The sequence below is a fragment of the Amycolatopsis sp. WAC 01376 genome, from assembly GCF_003947415.1.
GTDB lineage: Bacteria > Actinomycetota > Actinomycetes > Mycobacteriales > Pseudonocardiaceae > Amycolatopsis.
Genome location: NZ_QHKL01000004.1, coordinates 570,588 through 591,003, shown reverse-complemented (window position 1 = coordinate 591,003; position 20,416 = coordinate 570,588). Strand labels below are relative to the sequence as shown.

General features: G+C 69.7%; 17 protein-coding genes. 11 read left to right on the top strand and 6 right to left on the bottom strand.

Going from position 1 to position 20,416, the window contains the following annotated elements; translation table 11 throughout:
* Positions 1 to 70 precede the first annotated feature (70 nt).
* The gene (locus tag DMH03_RS25335) at positions 71 to 967 is read left to right on the top strand and encodes a LysR family transcriptional regulator (protein ID WP_125794477.1); all 897 of its coding nucleotides are present in this window, start codon (positions 71 to 73) and stop codon (positions 965 to 967) included.
* A 24-nt stretch (positions 968 to 991) separates the two neighbouring features.
* Here DMH03_RS25335 and DMH03_RS25330 read toward each other — a convergent pair whose 3' ends face one another.
* The 3 genes from DMH03_RS25330 to DMH03_RS25320 all read right to left on the bottom strand — a co-directional run bounded on the left by DMH03_RS25330 (position 992) and on the right by DMH03_RS25320 (position 4,043).
* Positions 992 to 2,086, bottom strand: a complete 1,095-nt coding sequence (locus DMH03_RS25330; protein WP_125794476.1) for a S1 family peptidase — start codon at positions 2,084 to 2,086, stop codon at positions 992 to 994.
* 230 nt (positions 2,087 to 2,316) lie between these two features.
* Positions 2,317 to 3,462, bottom strand: a complete 1,146-nt coding sequence (locus DMH03_RS25325; RefSeq protein ID WP_125794475.1) for a GDSL-type esterase/lipase family protein — start codon at positions 3,460 to 3,462, stop codon at positions 2,317 to 2,319.
* Between the two features lie 8 nt (positions 3,463 to 3,470).
* The gene (locus DMH03_RS25320) at positions 3,471 to 4,043 is read right to left on the bottom strand and encodes a TetR/AcrR family transcriptional regulator (protein ID WP_125794474.1); all 573 of its coding nucleotides are present in this window, start codon (positions 4,041 to 4,043) and stop codon (positions 3,471 to 3,473) included.
* Between the two features lie 119 nt (positions 4,044 to 4,162).
* Between DMH03_RS25320 and DMH03_RS25315 the strand changes: the two genes are divergently transcribed.
* Positions 4,163 to 5,011, top strand: a complete 849-nt coding sequence (locus tag DMH03_RS25315) for a hypothetical protein (RefSeq protein WP_125794473.1) — start codon at positions 4,163 to 4,165, stop codon at positions 5,009 to 5,011.
* Between the two features lie 26 nt (positions 5,012 to 5,037).
* Entirely contained in the window at positions 5,038 to 6,036 is a 999-nt protein-coding gene (locus DMH03_RS25310) for a hypothetical protein (RefSeq protein ID WP_125794472.1), read from the top strand.
* Here DMH03_RS25310 and DMH03_RS25305 read toward each other — a convergent pair.
* Both DMH03_RS25305 and DMH03_RS25300 read right to left on the bottom strand, forming a co-directional pair.
* The gene (locus DMH03_RS25305; protein ID WP_125794471.1) at positions 6,016 to 6,459 is read right to left on the bottom strand and encodes a Dabb family protein; all 444 of its coding nucleotides are present in this window, start codon (positions 6,457 to 6,459) and stop codon (positions 6,016 to 6,018) included. The two genes, DMH03_RS25310 and DMH03_RS25305, sit on opposite strands and share 21 nt — an antisense overlap.
* Positions 6,456 to 7,637, bottom strand: coding sequence for an MFS transporter (locus tag DMH03_RS25300; RefSeq protein ID WP_233611628.1), 1,182 nt, complete (start codon positions 7,635 to 7,637; stop codon positions 6,456 to 6,458). The genes DMH03_RS25305 and DMH03_RS25300 overlap by 4 nt, the downstream gene beginning before the upstream one ends.
* Before the next feature lie 70 nt (positions 7,638 to 7,707).
* On the opposite strand from DMH03_RS25300, the gene DMH03_RS42615 reads away from it, so the two are divergent.
* From DMH03_RS42615 to DMH03_RS25290, 3 genes are read left to right on the top strand one after another with little or no spacing between them, the layout of a single operon-like run.
* Positions 7,708 to 8,094 (top strand): FAD-binding protein, encoded by a 387-nt coding sequence (locus DMH03_RS42615; protein WP_233611627.1) that lies wholly within the window; start codon positions 7,708 to 7,710, stop codon positions 8,092 to 8,094.
* 17 nt (positions 8,095 to 8,111) lie between these two features.
* The gene (locus DMH03_RS25295; protein WP_233611626.1) at positions 8,112 to 9,050 is read left to right on the top strand and encodes a dehydrogenase; all 939 of its coding nucleotides are present in this window, start codon (positions 8,112 to 8,114) and stop codon (positions 9,048 to 9,050) included.
* A gap of 46 nt (positions 9,051 to 9,096) precedes the next feature.
* On the top strand, positions 9,097 to 9,843 hold the full coding sequence (locus DMH03_RS25290; RefSeq protein WP_125794470.1) for an EI24 domain-containing protein: 747 nt from the start codon (positions 9,097 to 9,099) through the stop codon (positions 9,841 to 9,843).
* Between the two features lie 381 nt (positions 9,844 to 10,224).
* On the opposite strand, the gene DMH03_RS25285 is transcribed toward DMH03_RS25290, so the two are convergent.
* Positions 10,225 to 13,212 (bottom strand): family 16 glycoside hydrolase, encoded by a 2,988-nt coding sequence (locus tag DMH03_RS25285; protein ID WP_125794469.1) that lies wholly within the window; start codon positions 13,210 to 13,212, stop codon positions 10,225 to 10,227.
* A 194-nt stretch (positions 13,213 to 13,406) separates the two neighbouring features.
* Between DMH03_RS25285 and DMH03_RS25280 the strand changes: the two genes are divergently transcribed.
* The 5 genes from DMH03_RS25280 (at position 13,407) to DMH03_RS25260 (ending at position 20,406) form a co-directional block, all read left to right on the top strand.
* Entirely contained in the window at positions 13,407 to 14,720 is a 1,314-nt protein-coding gene (locus tag DMH03_RS25280; protein WP_125794468.1) for a hypothetical protein, read from the top strand.
* The gene (locus DMH03_RS25275) at positions 14,717 to 15,760 is read left to right on the top strand and encodes a hypothetical protein (protein ID WP_125794467.1); all 1,044 of its coding nucleotides are present in this window, start codon (positions 14,717 to 14,719) and stop codon (positions 15,758 to 15,760) included. Before DMH03_RS25280 ends, DMH03_RS25275 begins: the two co-directional genes overlap by 4 nt.
* Positions 15,747 to 18,788, top strand: a complete 3,042-nt coding sequence (locus tag DMH03_RS25270; protein WP_233611625.1) for a hypothetical protein — start codon at positions 15,747 to 15,749, stop codon at positions 18,786 to 18,788. Before DMH03_RS25275 ends, DMH03_RS25270 begins: the two co-directional genes overlap by 14 nt.
* Before the next feature lie 58 nt (positions 18,789 to 18,846).
* Positions 18,847 to 19,374 (top strand): hypothetical protein, encoded by a 528-nt coding sequence (locus DMH03_RS25265; RefSeq protein WP_125794466.1) that lies wholly within the window; start codon positions 18,847 to 18,849, stop codon positions 19,372 to 19,374.
* 186 nt (positions 19,375 to 19,560) lie between these two features.
* On the top strand, positions 19,561 to 20,406 hold the full coding sequence (locus tag DMH03_RS25260; protein WP_125794465.1) for a DUF3592 domain-containing protein: 846 nt from the start codon (positions 19,561 to 19,563) through the stop codon (positions 20,404 to 20,406).
* Positions 20,407 to 20,416 lie beyond the last annotated feature (10 nt).

Genomic DNA, 20,416 nt, shown 5'->3' with positions numbered 1-20,416 from the left:
GTAGGAGACCACGGCTTATGCTGTCCAAGACAAGATCGGTTATCTGTTCATAACAGGTGAGGTATCAGCAGTGGATCTTCTGGCGCTCCGGTACTTCCAGACGGTCGCCCGGCTCGAACACGTCGGCCGCGCCGCCGAGAAGCTGCGTGTCGCGCAGCCCTCGCTCAGCCGGACCCTGGCCAGGCTGGAAAACGACCTGGGGGTGCCGCTGTTCGACCGGCACGGCCGCCGGATCCGGCTCAACCGGTTCGGCACCGCGTTCCTCCGCCGCGTCGACCGGGCACTGGCCGAGCTCGACGACGCCCGGCAGGAACTCGACGATGCCACCGGGCTGGAACGCGGCGCGGTCACCGTCGCGGCCGAAAGCCTGCTCGTGCTCACCGAACCGCTGCGTACCTTCGTCCCCGGCCATCCGCTGGTGGACGTGCGGCTGTCCCAGGCGTCGGGGGAGGGGATGGCGGAGAAGCTGCGATCCGGCGACGTCGACCTGTGCGTCACGTCGCAGCCGCTGCCCGGCGACGACATCCACAGTCGCGTGCTGCTCGACGAAAAGGTGATGCTCTGCGTGCCCGCCGGTCACCGGCTCGCCGGGCGCGGTCACGTCGGGCTCGCGGATCTGGAGGGCGAGCCGTTTCTCACCACGCGGCCCGGTTATTGGCAGCGTGCGCTCGTCGATCGTCTTTTCGCGAAGGCCGGTCTCGCGTTGCACGTCGTCTGCGAGGGAGACGAGGCCGCGGTGCTCTTCCAGCTCGTCGACGCGGGCCTCGGCATCGCGTTGGTGCCCTCCCTGGGGCTGCGGTCGGTCACCAGCCCGACGGTGGTCTGGCTCGACGTCGACGATCCCGACTGTCGCCGCGTGCTCAGCGTCGCGTGGCGCGAGGACACCTATCTTTCCGTTGCCGCCCAGCGCTTTCGTGACCACACCGTCGACTATTTCCACGCACAGGCCGGGCCCCGGTCGCGGTGACCAGCGCCCGGCCTCGCGACGTGCTTACGGGTTGAGCGTGACGCTGTAGGCGCTCATCGCCTCACCGATCGGCTGGTAGTACGAGGTGCCGCTGCCCTTGCCGGAGGTGATGCCGAGCCCGACACTGCCGGAGAAGAGGCAGCCGCCGGAGTCACCGGGGTTGGCCAGCGCGTTGGTCTGGATCAGCTGGTGCACCGCGCCTTCGGCGTAGTTCACCGTGACGTTCAGCCGCTGCACCGAACCCGAAGTGAGGCGGGTGGTGCTGCCGCTCTTGCTGATCCGCTGCCCGACGGTGGCGGTACCGGCGGAGGCGATCCGCTGGGTGGAGCCGTTCCACAGGGTGACGGCGCCGGGCGCGCTGCCGGTGGTGTTGCGGATCAGGCCGTAGTCGTTGGTCGGGAAGCTGGCGCCCTGCGACGGCCCGACGTTCCACTGCGACACCGCGCGGGTGCAGTGGCCGGCGTCGAGGATGTAGTTCTGACCACCGCGGTTGGTGTTGAACCCGACCGAGCAGCGGGTGCCGCCGCCGGTGATGGCCTCGCCGTTGTAGATCGCGGTGTGCATCTCGCCGGTGGTCCGCTCCACCCGGACCCGGTCGCCGAGCGCTTCGGCGGCCTTCACGAGGGCTTCGGTGCCCTTCGCCGCGTCGGAGATGGTCAGCACGACCTGGTTGGTCTTCGGGTCGAGGCCGATCGACGTATGCGTGACGGCGGGCAACGCCTGCAAGGCGTTCTGCGCCCCCGCCAGCGCCGCGCTGGAGTGCTTGACCACGCGGGCCTGGGCCCCGGTCGCGGTCACCTGGTCCGCGGCGGCCTGGTCGAGCACGTTGACCACCGGCTTGGCGGCGTCGTCGAGGTAGCCGTCGGCGGCACGGGCGCCGAGCGACGCGGTGACCTTCTGCAGTGTTTCCACGCTGGCCGTCTGCGTCCGGAGGAACTCGACGGCGGCGGCCGTGCTGATTCCGGCTTCCGAGGCCAGGGATGTGACGGCTTCGTGCTGCACCGTGGGGGAGTAGCCCGAGATGGTGGTGGCGGTGGCCGTGGACGGGGCGAGAAAGCCGATGACCGCGGCCGCGGCCACCAGTGTGGTGGCGGTACGAGCTAAGGGGTTTGTGCGCATACCGGTTACTCACTTTCGCGAGGGAGGATCCAGCGCGAGGGGTGGCCGCACTGGACACAGTGGGGTAGCCGGGCACGGTCGAGGTGGCCCGGCACCGGTGATCCGGTGCCGATCATGGTGATCGCGTCACCGGTGGGCGGGTACCGACTTTCGTTGGACAGGAAGAAAAATAGGTACCGTGGAAGGGACTACCGACGTATACGCGCACAGTAAACGCGGCGACCCCACGCTCACGACCCGCCGATGGCGAGGTGTTTCGCGAAGCGCTCTCCGATGAGCCGGTGCGTGGCCGCGTCCGGATGGAGACGGTCGGGCAACGGCAGCTCGGCATGGTCGGCTTCGCCGTACAGTTCCAGGCCGTCGACGTAGCGCAGGTTCGGATCGGTCGCGCTCCGCTCCTTGACGATCCGGGCGAGTTCCCCGCGGATCACGGTGAGCGTCAGCTTCCCCGCGGCGGTTTCCGCGGGAACCCCGGTGGCCCTGAACCGCACTTTTCCTTCCCGTAGGCCATCGGGGTCGAACTGGCCGGGCCCGGGGGTGTGCTCGTGGATGGGGCAATGGATCGGCGAGACGACCAGCAACGGCGTGCTGGGATGCCCTTCCCGGATGGTGTCGAGGAAACCGTGTACCGCCGGGCCGAACGCGCGCAGCCGCATCAGGTCGGCGTTGACGACGTTGATGCCGATCTTGACGCTGATCAGGTCCGCGGCGGTGTCCCGCATGGCGCGGGCGGTGAACGGGTCGAGAAGCGCGCTGCCGCCGAAGCCCAGGTTGACCAGCTCCGCGCCGGCGAGAGCCGCGGCCGTGGCGGGCCAGATCCCGGTCGGGGTCGCCGCGTTGGAGCCTTGGCTGATGGAACTGCCGTGGTGCAGCCAGGTCTTGCGGCCGCTCGACGGTGCATTGTGGACGGTCGCGTCGGTGCGCAGGGCGACCAGCCGGGTCGTTTCGTTGTGCGGCAGCCAGATTTCGACGTCCTTCTCGTCGGCGGGCAGGCCGGTGAAGCGCAGGGTGCGCACAGGCCCTGGCTGGTGCGTCCTGGCGCCGGTGGCCATGTCGACGCTGATCGTGTCGCCCTCGGTCACGCTCGCCTGTCCCGCGAGCCTGCCGTCGACGAGCAGTTCGTAGACGCCGTCGGGCCGGGGTGGCACGCCGACGAGGAACCGTTTGGTGGCGATGACGTCCAGTTCGACGACCGTCGCCGCGGTACGGAAGATCAGCCGCACGCCGGACGGCTGCGATTCGGCCATGGCCAGCTGTTCGTCGGGGATCTGCTGCCTGGCGCGCGCGGGCAGCCGGTGGGGGAGTACGCCGCGTTCGGTGTACTCGAGGTCCAGTGCGCCGCGGACGAGGGCGGCGGTGATCGGGGTCGTACACATTTCTCCGGTCATTTCGTTCGGGGCCAAGCGCGCAGCAGGATGTCGAGCGCGTCGAGGATCTCGGTCCAGCTCTCCTGCGAGCCGGGGGTGCTGTGGCTGAAGCCTCCGGCGGCCTCCAAGCCGAGGTAGCCGCTGAAAACGCTGCCCAGCAGCCGGACCGCGTGCGTCTGATGCGGCTCGGCGAGGTCGTAACCGCGCAGGATCGCCCGCATCAGCTCGGCGTGCCGGACGCCGGCGCTGGTGGCCGCCTGTTCCGGCGCGAGCCGGAACCTCGCGGCGGTGAACCTGCCGGGATGTTCGAGGGCGTAGTCGCGGTGGACGTTCGCCAGTGCGATCAACGCGTCCTTGCCCGCCAGGCCCGCCACCGCGGTGGCGGCGAGATCGGCGAGTTCCGTCAAGGCCAGCAGGGCGATCTCGGTCTTCAGTTCGTGGGCGTTCCTGACGTGCGAATACAGGCTCGCCGTCTTGACGCCGCACCGCTTCGCGAGCTCTGTCGGCGTCACGAGCTCGAAGCCGATCTCGTCGGCCATGTCCGCGCCCGCTCGGACCACCCGTTCCGTGGTCAGTCCCGCTCTTGCCATGCCGTCGACTCTACCATAGTCCATTCGGGACTTGCCTAATAGGCTTAGGAAGCAAAACCTGGGTTCGGTAGCACCCGGTTCGGCGGAGGCTGGGCGCAGCCGAAACGGAGGTGAGCGTGATGAACACAGTGGACCCGGCCCGGGCCCGGTACGAGCGCATCGAGCGCCTGCGAGGTGACCGCCGCCTGCTCGTGGGCGCGATCGTGGCCTCCGCGGCCACCCTGGTCTGCGGTTTCGTGACCGGCGACGGATTCGGCGAAATCCTGGAGCAGTTCCGGACCATGGCGATCGACAGCGTCTTCGACGACCTCGGCGACGGCGATCCGCCGTACCGCGCGATCTGGGGAACCTTCGGTCTCCTCGGGTGTTTCGCCGCCGGCGGCCTCGCGGGGCTGGCCGTGCGGCGCTACCAGGGACGGCAGTCGGGGCCGGCGTTCCCGGCCGTACTGGTCCTCGCGGCCAGTACGCTCGGCCTCTGGGATTCGTCGCGAGGGTGGCTTCCGCCGCTCGCCGTCGGCACCGCGGTCGACCCCGTCTTCCACACGGATGAAAAGTGGGGGTTTTGGGCGTGGCTGATGTACTACGCCGACCTGTGGATGCCCGCGTTCCTGCTCCTCCTGACGTTGCTCGCCCTGTGGTACACCGTCGGGCTTTCGCGACAGCACGCCGAGATGGCGCGCACCAGGGAACGGCTGCTGCGGTCCGGGCGGCGGGTGCCCGCCGAAATCGTCGACGTCAAGCTGCGCCTGGGAGGGGACGAGTCCGGCACCCGTGTCGTGGGCGCGGACGTGACCGTGGTGTTCGCCGACCTCGCGGGCGTCCGGCACTGGGTGACTCGTCGGACCAAGGACACCACCATCGCGGGCGCCGAGGTGTTGTTCGACCCGGCTTCACCCGCCGACGACAAGAAGATCTTCGTGGCGCTCCGGCGCCACCCCGCCCTCAGTGACTGGCTGCCCGCGGACTGAACGCCGCCCGAAAACCTGGAGTCACCTTGACGCCACTCGCCCTTGTCCGCGGCTTTCTGACCGGGATCGTCAGTGGGACGACCCTGTGCGCGTTCGTCGTCGGCATCATGATCGAGTACGTTCCGCTGATCGTCACCGGCGTCGGACTTCCCGTCGTCTATGGGATCCTGCTCTACCTCGCCGGGGCGCCGCGCCGTGCCCGTGAGGCGGCGACCGTCCCGGTCATCGCGCTCGCCAAGATCGAAAGCCTCCGGGCAGGAGGCACCGAGACAGGTGACATCCCGGTCGACTTCGTCCTGACCGTCGCCCCCGAAGGCGAGGCGTCGTACCGCTTGAAGGTCAGCCACGGCATCAACCTGGTCGACCTCCCGAACTATCGGCCTGGCGACGTCCTCGTCGTCCAGTACCCGCGGGAACGGCCGTGGAAGGCGCTGATCGTGGAGCGGCTGTCGCCGGAGTGGGAGCGCCGCGTGGCCGCGGCCGCGATCGAGTCCGCCCCGGAGTCCACCCTGGTGCAGGAGCCGCCGGACGGCTGCGCTCATGGCGCGCTCGCGGTCCTCGGGTTCCTGCTCGGCGCCGCGCTCGTGCTGTTCCTGTTCCGCGCCGAACTCTTCACCCCGGAAGCACCCGCGCGAGCGGAAGAAACCGAGTCCAGCGTGACCACGTCGTCTTCGGGATCCGCGACCGTGAACGTCGACAGTTCCCTGCTGGGGGAGGGGGAACTGCGCCGGGCGATCGACGCGCTGGCGCAGGCCGCCGACGTCTCCCGGGTGCTCACCGCGGTCGTCGAGGATCGGCGGATGACCGTGGTCTTCGCGCCGACGGCCGCCCAGGTGCCGCGGTTCGACCTCAGCGAGCTGGCGGCCGACCGCGTCCCGGCCCTGGTCCGGAGGGCGATGGCGACGATCGAGGTCGGTTCGCCGCAGACGTGGCAGGTCACGATCGTCCCGTTCGGGACCGCTGTGAGCAGCAGGGTGATCGTGACCGGCCCCGGCGGCAGCGGCTCACTCGCGGACGGTGGCTGAACCCCCGGCCGTCCCGTGCTTTCCGGGCGCCGCACTGCCCGAGTATTCACCGAGATCGGTGATCAACCTGGTCAGCTCGGCGTCGTTGTCGTAGCGGCGCTGGTGCAGTTCCGCGATCTTCGCGCCCATTTCCGGATCCGGGTCGTCGGTGACGTCGAAGGACGCGAACTTGTCGACCAGCGGAAGTCCGACCTGGTCGGTGTTCCGGTGCGCCGGATGGATGAGGTACTCCCAGTAGCCTTCGAGGTCTTCGAGCACGAAGACGGCGCCCCATTCGTACTCGCCGCCGAAATCGCGGCCGACGACGAAGGACATCACCGACGGGATGACCCGGCCTTGATTGCGAAGGCTCTCCAATGCTTCTTCGACCTGCTGGGGGGCGGCGTCGGGCCGCAGGGTGAAACGGTTGCCGTGGTAGATCATCGTTCTTCCTTTCCGTTGTTCCGGTTCGTGAAAAGAGCGGCGAGTGCCGCTCCGGCTCCCATGGCGACACCGGTCCAGGTGAAGGCGTCGGAGATGCCGATGCCCTGGACGAGTGGCTGGACGACGAGCGGGGACAGGAACTGCCCCAGGAAGATCCCGGTCACCAGGCCGCTGAGGACCCGGCCGCGCTGTGCGGGATGGGCGAACTCGGCCAGGCGCAGGTTGAGGTTCGGGACGACGAGGCCGACGCCGAGCCCGCCGACGAGCAGCCCCGCCACCACTGGGGCGACGGTGCCCGCCGTACCGATCACCAGCCAGCCCGCGCCCATGAGCGCGACGCTGAACGTGGTGATCGCCGTGGGGCTCAACCGTTCGCGCAGGCGGGGGAACGCCAGCGCACCGGCGACGCCGGTCACCGTGCTCCCGGCGACCACGGCGCCGATGACGGCGGGACCGCTGCCGAATCCTTCCAGCAGGAACGGCAATTGCGTCGGCGCCATGTAGAAGACCAACGTCGCCACCAGCGCCAGGACGTACACGCCGATGATGCGAGCAGGCGGTCGCGTTCGCTCGCTCGCACTGGCCGCGAGGCTGCTTCGGGCCGGTTCGCGCAGAGAGACGATCGCGAAGACGGCCACGATCGCCGAGGCGGAATAGATCCAGAACGGTGCCTTCCAGTCCACTGTGGCCAGCAACCCCGCCAGCGGAAGGAAGACGACTCCGCCCAGACTCGCGAATGCCTGCTGCAACCCGAGGAAAGAGGCACGCCGCTCGCCGGAGTACCAGTCGGTGATCAGGGTGCTGACCGCGGTCATGATCGCGCCGACGGCGAGTCCGAGCCCTGCCCGGGTGGCCAGCAACAGGGGGAGGTCGCTCACGAAGAATCCGGCCGTGCCGGAGATCGCGTAGAGCCCGAGACCCGCCAACAGCAGCGGACGGCGTCCGACGCGGTCGGCGACGATCCCGGACAGCGGCGCGCTGATCGCGATCGCGAGCGAGGTCACGGTCAGCGCCAGCCGCACGAGCAGATCGGAGCCGGGCGTTCCGGCGAAGACCTCGCGCATCGCGGGCAGACTCGGCGCGATGATCGCCGCGGCCATGATGGTCAGCGGCGCGGCGGCCAGCACGGTGCCGCGCGCCAGGCGCGTCGGCGTCAGGGTGTCCGCTCGGTTCGTCACGCCACCAATCTCGCAGCGGGAGGCCAGGGTTCGCGTCGGTGAAAATCGCCTAGGTCGGTAGCGTGCGGGTATGACCGCCGAGATCCTGCCCGCCATCGCCGGAGAGATCCTCACCGGAGAAGCGGACCTTTCCGTCGCGAGCCGGGACTGGGGAAACCTCGTCCACGCCAGGCCGGGCCTAGTGGTCAGGCCTGCTTCGGCGACCGATGTGGCCGTGGTGCTCAGATTCGCCGCCGCGCGCGGGCTGCCGGTCGCCGCCCGCGGCGCCGGGCATTCGTCGTACGGCCAGGGACAGGTCGAGGGCGGGATCCTGCTGGACATGACCTCGTTGCCGCCGCGAAGGGTGGTCACCGGTGAACTGGTTTCCGTGGACGCGGGTGCTCGCTGGCGTGAGGTACTGGAAACGACTCTGCCGCACGGGCTGACCCCTCCGGCGCTCACCACTATCTCGAGCTGACCGTCGCGGGCACGCTGGTGGTCGGCGGGATCGGCGGCGCCGCCCACCACCACGGCACGCAGACCGACAGCGTGGTGGAACTGGAAGTGGTCACCGGCGCCGGCGAGGTGCTGACCTGCTCACGCGACAGCGACAAGGACCTGTTCGACGCCGTCCTCGGCGGCCTCGGGCAATGCGGGGTGATCACCCGCGCGACTCTGCGCCTGATCCCGGCCCAGGCGCGGGCCCGGCGGTGGAAGCTCTACTACGACTCCCTTCCGGCGTTCCTGGCGGATCAGCGCGCCGTCGTCCGCGATGGTCGGTTCGACTACGTGGAAGGCCAGCTGATCCCCGTCGACGACGGCTGGCAGTACATGCTGGAGGCGGTCGCCTACTACACGCCGCCCGCCGCGCCGGACGAGGACGCGTTGCTGGGCGCGCTCGACTTCGGCGAGTCCGAAGACGAGGACACGACGTACTTCGACTTCCTGAACCGGATGGCCGACGGCGAGGCGGCCTTACGGGCGGAGGGAAGCTGGTTCCATCCCCACCCATGGCTGAACGTGTTCCTCCCCGACGACACGGTCGAGCACTTCGTGGCCGAAACCCTCGCCGCTACCGGCGAACCCGAACTGGGCGCCACGGGACTGCTCCTGCTCTATCCGGTGCGGAACGACCGGTTGAAGACCCCGCTGTTCAGCGTGCCCCCGGGCGAGTTCTCGTGGCTGTTCTGCCCGCTGCGCGCCGGTTCCCCCGACGACCCGCTGCACAACGCGCGGTTGCTGGAGCTCAACGTGGACCTCTACCGGAAGGCACGGGACCTGGGCGGTAAGGCCTACCCGACCAACGCGCTGCCGATGTCCACAGAGGACTGGCGCGCGCACTTCGGACCCGCATGGCCGAAGCTCGCCGAGGCGAAGGCCCGGTACGCGCCGGGGAACCTGCTCAACCCGGGACAGCGGCTCCGGTCGCCTTGAGGACCGCGGCCACGACCGGACATCCCGGACACGGTAGAAAGGTCCGATGCGGGATTTCTTCAAGGGTTTACGGATGTTCGGGCAAGGGCTCGGCATCCTGGCGCGGTCGCCGAAGCTGCTCCTGATCGGGGCGTTGCCCGCGGTCCTGACCACACTGCTGCTGATCGGCGGGATCGTCGCGCTGGCGTTCTGGATCGACGATCTCTCGCTGCTGCTGACCCCGTTCGCCGACGACTGGTCGCCGGGCTGGCAGACGACCATCCGGGTGGCGGTCGGGGTCGCGGTGTTCGGGGTGGTGCTGGCCATCGCCATGATCGGGTTCACCGCGATCACCCTCGCCGTCGGCGGGCCGTTCTACGAGCACATCGCGGAGAAGGTCGAGGACGACCTCGGTGGAGTGCCGGGCGCTGTCGACCTCTCGTGGTGGCGGTTGCTGGTGATGGGCCTGAAAGACGGGCTGTCCCTGGTGCTGCGTTCGCTGATGTTCACGATCCCGCTCCTGATCGCCGGGTTCATCCCGGTGGTGGGGCAAACCGTCGTGCCGGTCCTGCTGGTCTTGGTCACGGCGTGGTTCCTGGCGCTGGAACTGATCGCCGTGCCGTTCTACCGGCGCGGGATGGATTTGAAGCAGCGACGGGTGCTGTTGCGCCGCCACCGCGCGCTCGCACTCGGACTGGGTCTTCCCGTGTCACTGCTGTGCCTGATCCCGTTCGCCGCGCTGATCGTGATGCCGATGGGCTTCGTCGGCGGCGTCCTCGTCGCCCGTGAAGTCCTCGCGGCGGAGACGGCCTGACCTGCCCAGGACCGGTAAGGACTATTGAGGGGTAAGGCAAACGTGGCGTGTCTCGGGTGAGGCGGGGGGCTGGGTGACGCGGCACGTACTCGCGTGCTCAGACCCGGATCTCGCGAGTCACGTCCCCAAGCACGCGAGTCACGCCTTGCCGAAGTACATGAAGGCCCCCTTCCTTGCGTCTAGCGCAAGGAAGGGGGCCTTCATGTACTTCACGACCGGCCGCCGAGGTCACAACCGCCCCACTGTCACCAGGGATCACATCCGACGGTAGCGAAAGCCTCCTTCCCTACCCTCAGGGTAGGAAAGGAGGCCCTCACTACCAGGAGAACGCCTACGCGGCAGCGACACCGGCCCCACGCCACGACACGGTTGACTTAGCCCTCAATAACTGACGGGTTCGATCCAGATGTTGCGGAATCGCGGATTCTCGCCGGGATCCCCGTGATCCTGGAGCCGGATCGCGCCCGGTCCGGCGTTCTCCGGGCTGTTGTCGCCCGTGCCGCCGTCGATCGCCACGTCGTTGTGGACCACGACACCGTTCCAGACCACGGTCACGCGGGCGTTGTCGGTCTTGTTCCCGGCTCCGTCGAACCGCGCGGCCCGGAAGGTGACGTCGTAGGTCTGCCAGGTCCCGGGAGCCGTCGCCATGTTCCGGTCGGGCGCCCGCTTCGAATAGATCGAGCCCGCTTCGTTGTTGGCGAGCGTGGTGTCCCCGAACGACTCCAGTACCTGGAGTTCGTAGCGTTCCTGGAGGTAGACGCCGCTGTTGCCCCTGGCCTGTCCGGTGACCTCGGGCGGATAGTTCGGCTCATTCCACTCGACGTGCAGCCGGAAATCTCCGAACTGCTGTTTCGTGCGGATGTCCCCGCCGTTCGACTCCATCGCGCCGCCCGAGACCGGCCACGTCGCGGCGCCGCCCGCGCGTTTCTCCCAGGCGTTCAGGTCGGTGCCCTTGAACAACTGGATGCGCTGGGACTCGGTGACGGTGAGGCTGTCGAGGTTGACGTTGCCCGCGTCACCCGTGTCGTAGCGATAGGAGATCGTGTTCGCTCCGGCTTTCAGGTTCAGCGTTTCGGGTTGCGTGTTCCACGTGTCCCAGTTGCCGGTACTGGCGAGCCTGACCTGTTTCACCTTGGTGCCGTTGACGTAGACGGTCACGGATTTGGTCCCGGGAGCCGGATCCGGGCCGTTCGAGTAGCGCAGTGCCGCGTTGTAGGCACCGGTCTTCGGCGCGTTGACGGTGAACGTCGTCGCGGCGCCCTGGTTCCAGTAGCCGTCCACGAAACCGGTGCCCGTGTAACCCGCGTGGTTCGTGTTCGTCCCGGCGCCACCGCTGAGCGCGGCCCGCTCCGCCTCGTAGGTCGTGCTCGCCGGCGTGCCACCGACCAGCGAGTTGAGCGTGTACCACGCCTCGGTGCTCCACAGCGCCGCACCGGACTCCGCGGCGAACGGACGCGGCGACCGCAAGTGGACCACGTGCCCGGCCTTCAGCCCCGCCATCTGCAGCGTGACCTTCTTGCGGTCGGCCGAAAGGCTCGCGGACGTGACGGACAGCGTCTTCTCGTCGATCTTGGGCCCGCCGTACGCCGAGGTGGGCTGGTAGCGCCACTGCTGCGCCTGGTACTTCGCCGCCAGGTTCTGCGCGGTCTCGGCCGACAGCGGCTGGGTGTACTCGAGTTCGAATCCGCCCGCGACCGCCCGCATCGCCTTGATATCGAAGGCGTTCGTGCCGTTGGGTGTCACCTTCTGCAGGCCGTAGGCGAGTTTGCCGGGCTGGCCCCAGTTGCCTCCGCCGTCGATGCCGCCGGTGTAGATCGCGCCGTCGGGGCCGAGGCTGATCCGGCTGACGCCCGACTCGAGTCCTTGCGTCAGGCGGAAAACGGCGCCCTGGTACTCACCGTTGACCTTCTCCAGGAAGGCACGCTGGAGCCCGCCGTAGGTCACGTCGCCGTACACCATCTGCCCGGCGAAGGGGCCCTGCGACAACATGACCATGTTGCTCGGCGAGTTCGCGATCTCGTTGTGCGGCAACCACAACACCGGCGAGGTCACCGGTTTCGAGTCGAACGGTCCCGCGGGATTGGTGTAGTGGTTGAAGAAGCGGTCCTGCTTGACGCGCACGAGCTTGTTCGCCGGCAGCCAGCCGCCCTGGTTGTCGGTGACGAACACGTCGCCTTCCGGTCCCCAGCCGATGCCGTGCGGCGTGCGCAGCCCGCCGGCGATGTAGGAGACCTGACCGGTGGCTTTGTCGACCTTGATCGTCGTGCCGCGGTTCGGCGCGGGCTGCGGATCGGTCGTGGCGCCGCCGTAGTTGATGGACACGGAAAGGTTGGCGTAGAAGAAGCCGTCCTTGTACAACAGGCCGAAGGCGAACTCGTGGAAGTTGCCGCCGAACGGCCAGGTGGCGACGGTGCGGTAGTCGTCGGTCACGCCGTCGCCGTTGGTGTCGTTCAGTTCGACGAGCCGCGTCTTCTCCGACACGTACAGCTTGCCGTCGACGTACTTGACGCCCATCGGTTCCTTGAGCCCGCTGGCGACGCGCTGCGTCCGGACCTTGCTCGGGTCGGTGTTCCCGCTGACGTTGCTCAGCAGGTGGACCTCGCCGAGGACCTTGTCGGATCCGCCCCAGGTGGCGATGGCGAGCCGCCCGTCCGGCAGCCAGTCCATGCCGGTGACCTGCGGCTGGAAACCGTCGGGGCGCAGGTTCGTCAGCGTGAAACCGGGGTGGACGCCGTTGAGCGGCAGGCCGTCACCCGGCGAGTCCGCGGCGCCCTCGCATTCCTTGCGTCCCGGCGCAGTCACCCGGACGACGTCGGCGTCGGTGCTGAGCACCGAAGCCGGCACGAGCGCGAAGCCTGCCGCGCCCGGCGGCCGCCATTCGAGGGTGACCTGCTGGTCGTGAAGGTTGTCGAAATGGTCGATCCGCAGCGCGTGGTACCCCGTGCCCAGCTGGACCGAGCCGGTCGCCGGTGTCGCCCCGTGCAGACCGTCGTGGTTGATCACCGTCTGGCCGTCGATCCGGAGCCGCGACCCGTCGTCGCTCGTGAGCCGGAATTCGTACTGGCCCGCGGTGGCGATGTCGATGTTGCCGATGACCTCCGAGACGAACTGTTCACCGAGCCCGAAGTCGGCCGTGGTGGTCCAGTTGATCGTCGGCATCAGCTTGTCGACGTTCGGCGTCTGGCCGGATTTGATCGTGCAGAGTTTGGTGATCTCGCGCTGGAGGTCGTACGTGCGGAGCGTGACTCCCGGTTGCTGGGGTGGGATGGCCGCTTCGGCCGGGGCTGTCACCAGCCCGGAAACTGCCGTGACCAGCGCCAAGGAAGCGACGATGGACCGGTTGAAGCGCTTGCGGACAGACGGAAGCATCGTCGCTCCTCGGGTCGGCGGCGGAGCACCTCTGTGACGCCGCTGAACCTAAGAGGACTTTCGGTCGAAGTCAACGAAAGTATGTACAGAACGGACGAAAGTTAGTCCGAACGGTCGCGCTGCCTGACAGTCCTTACTCACGAACCCCGGCGCGACACTCGGATAGAGTTGTGGCCTGCATGAGGGGAGGGCGAGTGACGACGGGATCGGGCGGGCCCCGGCTGCGTTCGGCCGTCCTCACTGAAGCCTGGGAGCGCATCGACGGTGTCGAGGTCCTGTCGTCGGCCGACGGCGGACCGCTGACCCGGACGATCAAGAAGATCATCGACCCGCTGGTGATCCGCACGGCGGCGCGGCCCCGGCTGGGGCGTCCCGTGCTGGACCCGGTCGCGGCGGCCGAGGTGGCGGAACTGCTGCTGGCCGACGCGGACAGGTTGCGCGCGACGGCCGCGTGGTTCACCCACCTCAAACGCCAGCGCCGTGCCCTGCGCATCACGGCCGGCAACGTCCAGGACGTCTGCTTCCCGCTCGCCTATGAGCTGGCGACGGGTTTCGGTACGCCCGGTCCGGACGCGGCGGCGACGGCCGCGGCGGCGTTGCGGGATCTGCACGGCGACGCCGGTGTGGCGGGCGTCGATCAGCTCACCGCATATCTCGCGGATCCGCGGCATTCGGCGGATCTGACCGCGGAGCTGCATCGCCGCTGGAACACCGAACCCGCCGTATCACCGGACATTTCCGCGCTCCGGACGTTCGTCGACGAGCTGTCCGACACCGCATGGCGTGCCCTCGCCGATTCGGCCACCGGTCACGCCCTCGGGCTCGGCCTGCGACGGCCGGGAGGGGCCCGCGCCCTGAGCGAAGCCGTTCGAGAGATCTCCGGGCTCCCGGTTCCGGACCTCGGGCTGCAACGCGGGGAACGCACCGCCGTCCCACCGCTGAACCGGCGCGACGAAACCGGGGCCGAACTCCTCGAACGCAGTGTCGAACGGCGGGTGCGCGCGACCTTGCGCCGTCTTCCCCCGGACGAGCGGGCCCCCGTCGCCGACCTCGTCGACGACGAACTCGCCAGGGTCGCCGCCGGATTCGGGCTCGGCCTGCCCGCGTTGGCCGCCTGCTTCGCGCTCGGTGTCGTGCTCGCGCCCGCGTTGCGACCGCTCGACGGCGCGGCGCCCGCGGGTGTCCCCGAATTCGCGCGGCAGCTCAATGCCCAGGTCGCGCGGGAGGGTTACGTCCTGCACGCCCGCCGAGCTCTGGCCGGAGCCACGCCGCTCACCCCGCGGCCCGACGCCGAACTCCTGCGCGACCTTCGCGAGTTCGCCAAGCAGTTCCTCAGCAGGCTGTGGGTCCGGCTGCACGGCTTCGACGTCCGCGGCGACCTGCCCGCCGACGCCGCGGACGTACGCGACCTCGTCACCGGCGTGGTCCGTTCGACCTCGCTGGATCTGCGGACGAAGGTGCGCCGCTCGCTCATGGCCCGCCTGCCGGATCTGGAGGCCGTGTCGTGACGCATCCGGTGCACACACCCGTACTCGCGGCCGACGGCGGCCTCATCCGCTTCGCCCTCGCGGATCTCCTCGACGGCCGGACGACCACGATGCACATCGAACTCACCGACGCCGCGGCCGCCGAACCGTGGCTGACCCGGCTCGCGGGCGCGGAAGCCAGTCTCATCGCGCTCGGCCAAGGCCAAGCGGACCTCGCCGCCAGGCCGGAATTGGGCAGACTCGCTTTGCTGCTCTGGCTGCGCCGCTGGTGGCCCGCCAGCGCGTCGCTCGGAATCCCTTCGCTGGACCCGGCGTTGCTGGACCTCGAAACGGCGGTCGCGACGGTGGACGTGGAAGACCTGGCCGAAGGTCTCCTCGACGATTTCGAAGCCTCCCCGGCCGAACTGTTCGACCCGGCGATCGCGGGCGGCGCCCTGCTGGCCGCCGCGGCGCCGGTCGCCGGCGAAGTCCGGGGATTGTGCACTCGCCTCGCGGCCTGGTTCGACGACCAGGACGACGTCGTGCGCGCCGAAGCGGCGGCGCGCCTTGAGATGGCGGCCCCTGGCCAACGTGCGTACGCGCTGGCAGCGGGCACCGATCCGGTCGCACCCGGCGAAGGCGTACTCGCGAGCGGACGCGCGAGCGTCGACTGGGCACGAGTGCCGCCGGGCATCCTGGACGCCGCGGAGGACACGGTGACGTGGCGGATCGTCGCCGCCGCGGCCGCCACCCGGCTCGAAGTCGTTGTCGCGGGCGCGTTCGCCGACGCGGCGATCACCGCGTTCGCGACCCACGAGGGTGAGCCGTTCGCGGAAGTGCCGTTGTCCTTGGGCGCAGGGCGGTTCACCGGCACAGCCGACCTGGACGAGACCGCGGCCAGGCTCGCCGCCCGCGTCCAAAGTGGACAGATCACCCTCGTCGTCGGCGTGGCGGACGAGGGCGTCGCCGGGACCACGGCGGAAGACCGGGCGGAAGTGGTCGCGCTCGTGCGGGCACGCCCGCCGGAGGCCAGGACGCTCGCCGAACGGGCGGCGGCCGCTTCCGCCGATGAGGAGTTCTGACGTGCTCGTCGGCATGCCACCGCCCCGGAACTCACCGGACCGGCCGCTCCCGCCCGAACTGGGCCCGGCCACCTCGCACGGCTACAACTGTCGTTGTGTCGCGCGGCATTTCGGCCTCGACCCGGCACCGTACGGTGAACTGCCTGCGTGTTCGCTTTCCGAACGCCAGTACCGGAAGCTGCTCATCGACGCGGCCAAACTCCAGGACAAGGCCAAACGGCTCGCCGTCGCCAGGGACGTCGCCGGCGCGCACCGGACGTACGGCAAGATGCGGGAGATCGCGCAACGGCTGGACCGGACGGATCTGGACCTCGCCGCCGTCAGCGATCTGGCCACCGTCTGCTATTCCGCGGGCGACCTGCGCAACGCGAGACAATGCGCCGAGGCCGTGCTTCAAGCCTTCAGGGTGAGCACCGCCGCCATCGTCCACTTCGGACAGTACGCCGAGATCCGGATGATCGAAGGCTCCCGGGAGGTCGCCGAGCGCGTGCTCATCTCCTTGAGCACGGAGGAAGGCGACGTCGTCAAGGCGCGTGAGCTGATCGCCGGGCAACGGCGCCGGGCGGCGCTGCGCAAGGAAGAAGGGCCGGAACAGTACCCGCCCGAGTTGCTCGACGTACACGGCGCGGACGAGCTGGAACTGCGGATCTTCGACGTGCGCGTCCAGATCGCCGCCGGGGACATGGCGGGCGCGCGGGCCGCGATCGAGGAGATCCTGACGGCGTTGGACGCCATCGCGGAGATCGACGAGGTCCGCGACCAAGTGGCAGCGCTGCAGGCGATGGCGCGCGCCGAACGCGCCCGCGTCCGCCAGGCGGGTGGCGAAGACGCCGACGCGCGCGCGGATCTGCTGCGGCTGAGCGCCCAGCACGAAGGCCGTCCCTTGGCCGCCAGGGCGAGCATCGAGCTGGCGGCCGACCGGGCTTTCGGCGGCGACCTTCCCGGAGCGGTCGCCGCGATCGTCGCCGCCCTCACCGAACTCGCGGAGGCGGGCCTGAACGGCGATGTCGCGGAGGCGAGCCACGCGCTGGGCACACTGCTGCTGTACACGGGTGATGTCGCGCAGGCCAGGGAACAGTTCGAGCACGCGGGAAAGATCTGGACGGCCAACGCCGACGTTCCGGGCCTGCGGCGGCTCGACGTGGCGCTGGCCCGCTGCGCCATGGCCGAAGGCGACTGGGCGGCGGCGGGGGAGCACGTGACCCGCGCCCGGGAGTCGGCACGGACGTCGGGGGACTGGTCGGACCGCCTCCACACGGATTTCGTGGCGGCCACGATCGGTTTCGCCCACGGCGAGGACCTGCGCTCGGTGCTGGATCTGCTGCTCCCGCTGGCCCTCGCGGCGGCGGAATACCGGTTCGAGTTCACCTCGCCGCAGGCACGCACGGCCTGGGCGCGCGACGTCGCCGGTCCGGCGACGGAAATGCTGATGGCGTTGCTGGCCAGGCTCCAGGAGCCGAGACTGGCGGCGGAACTGATCGAGCGCACCTGCGCCGTCGGGGCGTACACGGGCGTCGAGGGCCGTTCGCTGGACCTCACCGGTGCGCTGCCCACCCTAGAAGTCGGCCCGGTCGCCGAGGGACTTCCGTTGGCGGCACTGGGTTCCGTCACGTCGTCGCTTCCGCTGCGGCTCGCCCCGCCACCCGCGCTGCGCTGGTCGCCTTCCTCACCCATGGAGCTGGACCCGTGGCTCCGCCTCGCCGCGGAGCGATATCAGCTGCCCCGTCCGGTCGCCGAAACCGTCGAGACCTGGCCCGCGGCGAAGCGCGGACGCGAGACTTTCCTGCTGCGCTACGCCGACGCCGGCCACACCTTCCTCACCTGGCGGACCACCGAGGACCTCGACACCGTTCACACCCATCCGATCGAGTTCGCCCTGGTCGCGACCGCTCGCCAGTGCCTGGACGCCGCTTCCCCCACGCCGCGCGAAGGCGAGAGCGTGGCAGACGCCGTCCGTCGCTCATTGAGCGAAGACGCCTTCGGCAGCTTCGCCGGCGAACAACGCCTTGCCCGCGTCCTCGCCCTCAATCTCCTTCCCGCCGACCTGGTCGAACGGCTCCGGCGTGCCGCGGACGGCGGAACCCGCCCGCTCCTGCGGATCCAGCCGTCCCCGAGCCTCGCCGATGTCCCGTGGGGACTGCTCGCCCTGCCCGACCGCCGGGCCGATCACGTGCTCGAGATCGACGAGATCGGCAGCTGTTTCGACGGTGACGAGCGCGTTCTCGACGTCGCCGACGTCTCACTGCTCGCCCCGGCCGCGATCCCACGCCGCCCGCCCGCCGCCGACGGCCCGCCCGTCTACCTGCTCGACCCGCGTATCCCCGGCCAGAGTGCGTTCGGCGAGCTGGGTTCGGTGCTGGGCAAGCAGGACGCGACGTCGCCGCTGATCCGTCATCTGGACGCGCGGCTCGCCGAAGGCCCGGTCCTGCCCGCCGCCGGACGCGCGCTCGAGCTGGTCCGCCGCACCGACACCGACCGCCGACTGCTCGCCGAACTCCTCTCGCGGCCCTGTTCGCGGCTGGTGTTCGTGGGACACGTCAGCCGGGTCCGCGACGAGTACGGCGCGCAGACCGCGCTCCATCTGTCCTGTTCGGCCGATCTTCCCGGCACGGCCGCCCCGATCGGAGCGCACCGGCCGTTCACCGCGGCCGACCTCGCACTGTCCGAAATGGACAGTATGCCCGCGCGGGTGGCGCTGATCGGCTGCGCCAGCGCGAGCGATTTCGGCCTGGCCGAACCGTTCGGTGTGCTGCTCGCCGCCGTCGCGGCCGGCGCGGGACTGGTCGCCGCCACGGTCTGGGCCTTGCCGACTTCGGCCGCCGTGCCCGGTTCGGACCCGATGTCCGAACTGGTCATCGCCGTCGACGCCGCGCTCGCCGTCGAGGATCCGGTCACCGAACTGTGCGCCTGGCAGCGGTCACGGCTCGCCCGCTGGCGCGAGAAGCCCGAACCGGCGGGCTCGCCGGTCTTCTGGGCGCCGCTGACCTGCCTCGACGCGACCGACGACGGGAAAACCTGGGTTCGGTAGCGGGCCGGTCCGCCGAAGCTGTGTCCAGCACGAACGACACGGCGAAAGGCGGCACCCGATGTTCAAGAAGATCCGCGACAAGATCAACGACGCGACACAGCAGGGCATGGCGCGTGGGGAGCAGGACTTCCACCGCCACGCGGAACAGTTCCGGCAGGCTGCCGCCGCGCAGGGCCACGACATCACCCCGCAGCTGCCAACGCCGCAACTGGCCGCGCAGGCGTTCCGGAACCTCAACGCCGACCCGGACATGGCGGCGTTCCTGGCCTTGCCGATGGACGAGCAGTTGCGCCAGCAGCAGGAATTGCAGGCCTACGGCACCGAACTGCGGCGGCTCTACGACACCTGCGAGCCCGCCACCCTGGTGATCCGTGAGCTGGAGCCGACCGGCCGGAAGATCGCCGGGCAGGCGCAGTACACCGCGACGCTCGAGGTCACCCGCGCCGACGGCGCCACCTACCGGACGGTGTCGCAGCTGATCGCGCCGCTGGCGACGATCCAGCAGTACGCGCCCGGCACCCGTCACGAAGCCCGCGTCGACCCCGCCGACCCGGCGAAGGTCGCCGTGTTCGGGCCGATCGCGTAGGTGACGGTAGGCGGAGCTGCGGCAGGTCCGGAGAAATGACCATACGCGTGAACCCGCCCGGCCGAAGGCCCCGCTATCGCGGTGGCGGGGCGCCTTGTTCGCTCGACATGACGTGCTATGCCATGCCGCGCCCCGCCGACGTCGATCGCGGCCGCGGGTTCACGCACAAACAGAGAGGTGACGGCGATGTTCGGGTCCTTCGAGTTCGGCCTGCCGGGAGATCCCCGGCAGGCCCGCCGCCCGGGTCTGCGCCTGTGGTTGCTCGGCGTGCCGACGACACTCGCGTGGGCGGCCGTCGGCTGGTCGGGCGCTCTCGGGCTGCTGGACGGCTTCCGGCTGATGTCGCTGAACCGCGTCGACGCGTGGGGGCCCGACGCGGGTCCGGCGGTCTCGCTCGTCCTGTTCTTCAGCGTCTCGATCACGGTGGCTTCGTCGCTCGGGTTCGCGATGCTGTGGGGCGGCGGAATGTCGCTCAGCGGGATGGGCGTCGGCTTCCGGGCGAGCAGCCTGGCCGCGTCCCTCGGTATCGCGCTGGGCAGTGGCGTCGCGATCCCGTCCTGGACGCCGCCAGAGTCGGTGGGGCAGCGGCTGCCGTCCGACCCCTGGACCGATGTGGATTGGATCGTCTACTACGAGCCGTATCTCGTACCGGCGGTGGCCGGGGTGAGCGCGCTGGTGATGATCATGGTGCTGGGACGGGCTTTCGTCACCAGGGCCGAGGCGGACGACCGCGCGCAGGCGCTGGCGCAGACCGGCCGTCAGGTGATCGGCCACGTGCTCGGCGTCGAGTTCACGAACGTCTGGGTGATGGGGAATCCGCGGTTCAGCGTGCAGGTCCGGTTCCCCACGGACGGCGGTGAGCGGACCGTCATCACGACGATGATCACCTCGCCGATGCAGGCCCCTGCCCGGGGTTCGACGGTGAAGGTCACCTACGACCCGCTGAACCCGGACTCGGTCCAGGTGGATCCGGATCCGGCCGATCGGGCCGCCGGCGGAAACTTCGGTGCGTTCTTGCCTCCACTGTTCTGATCGCCCTCTA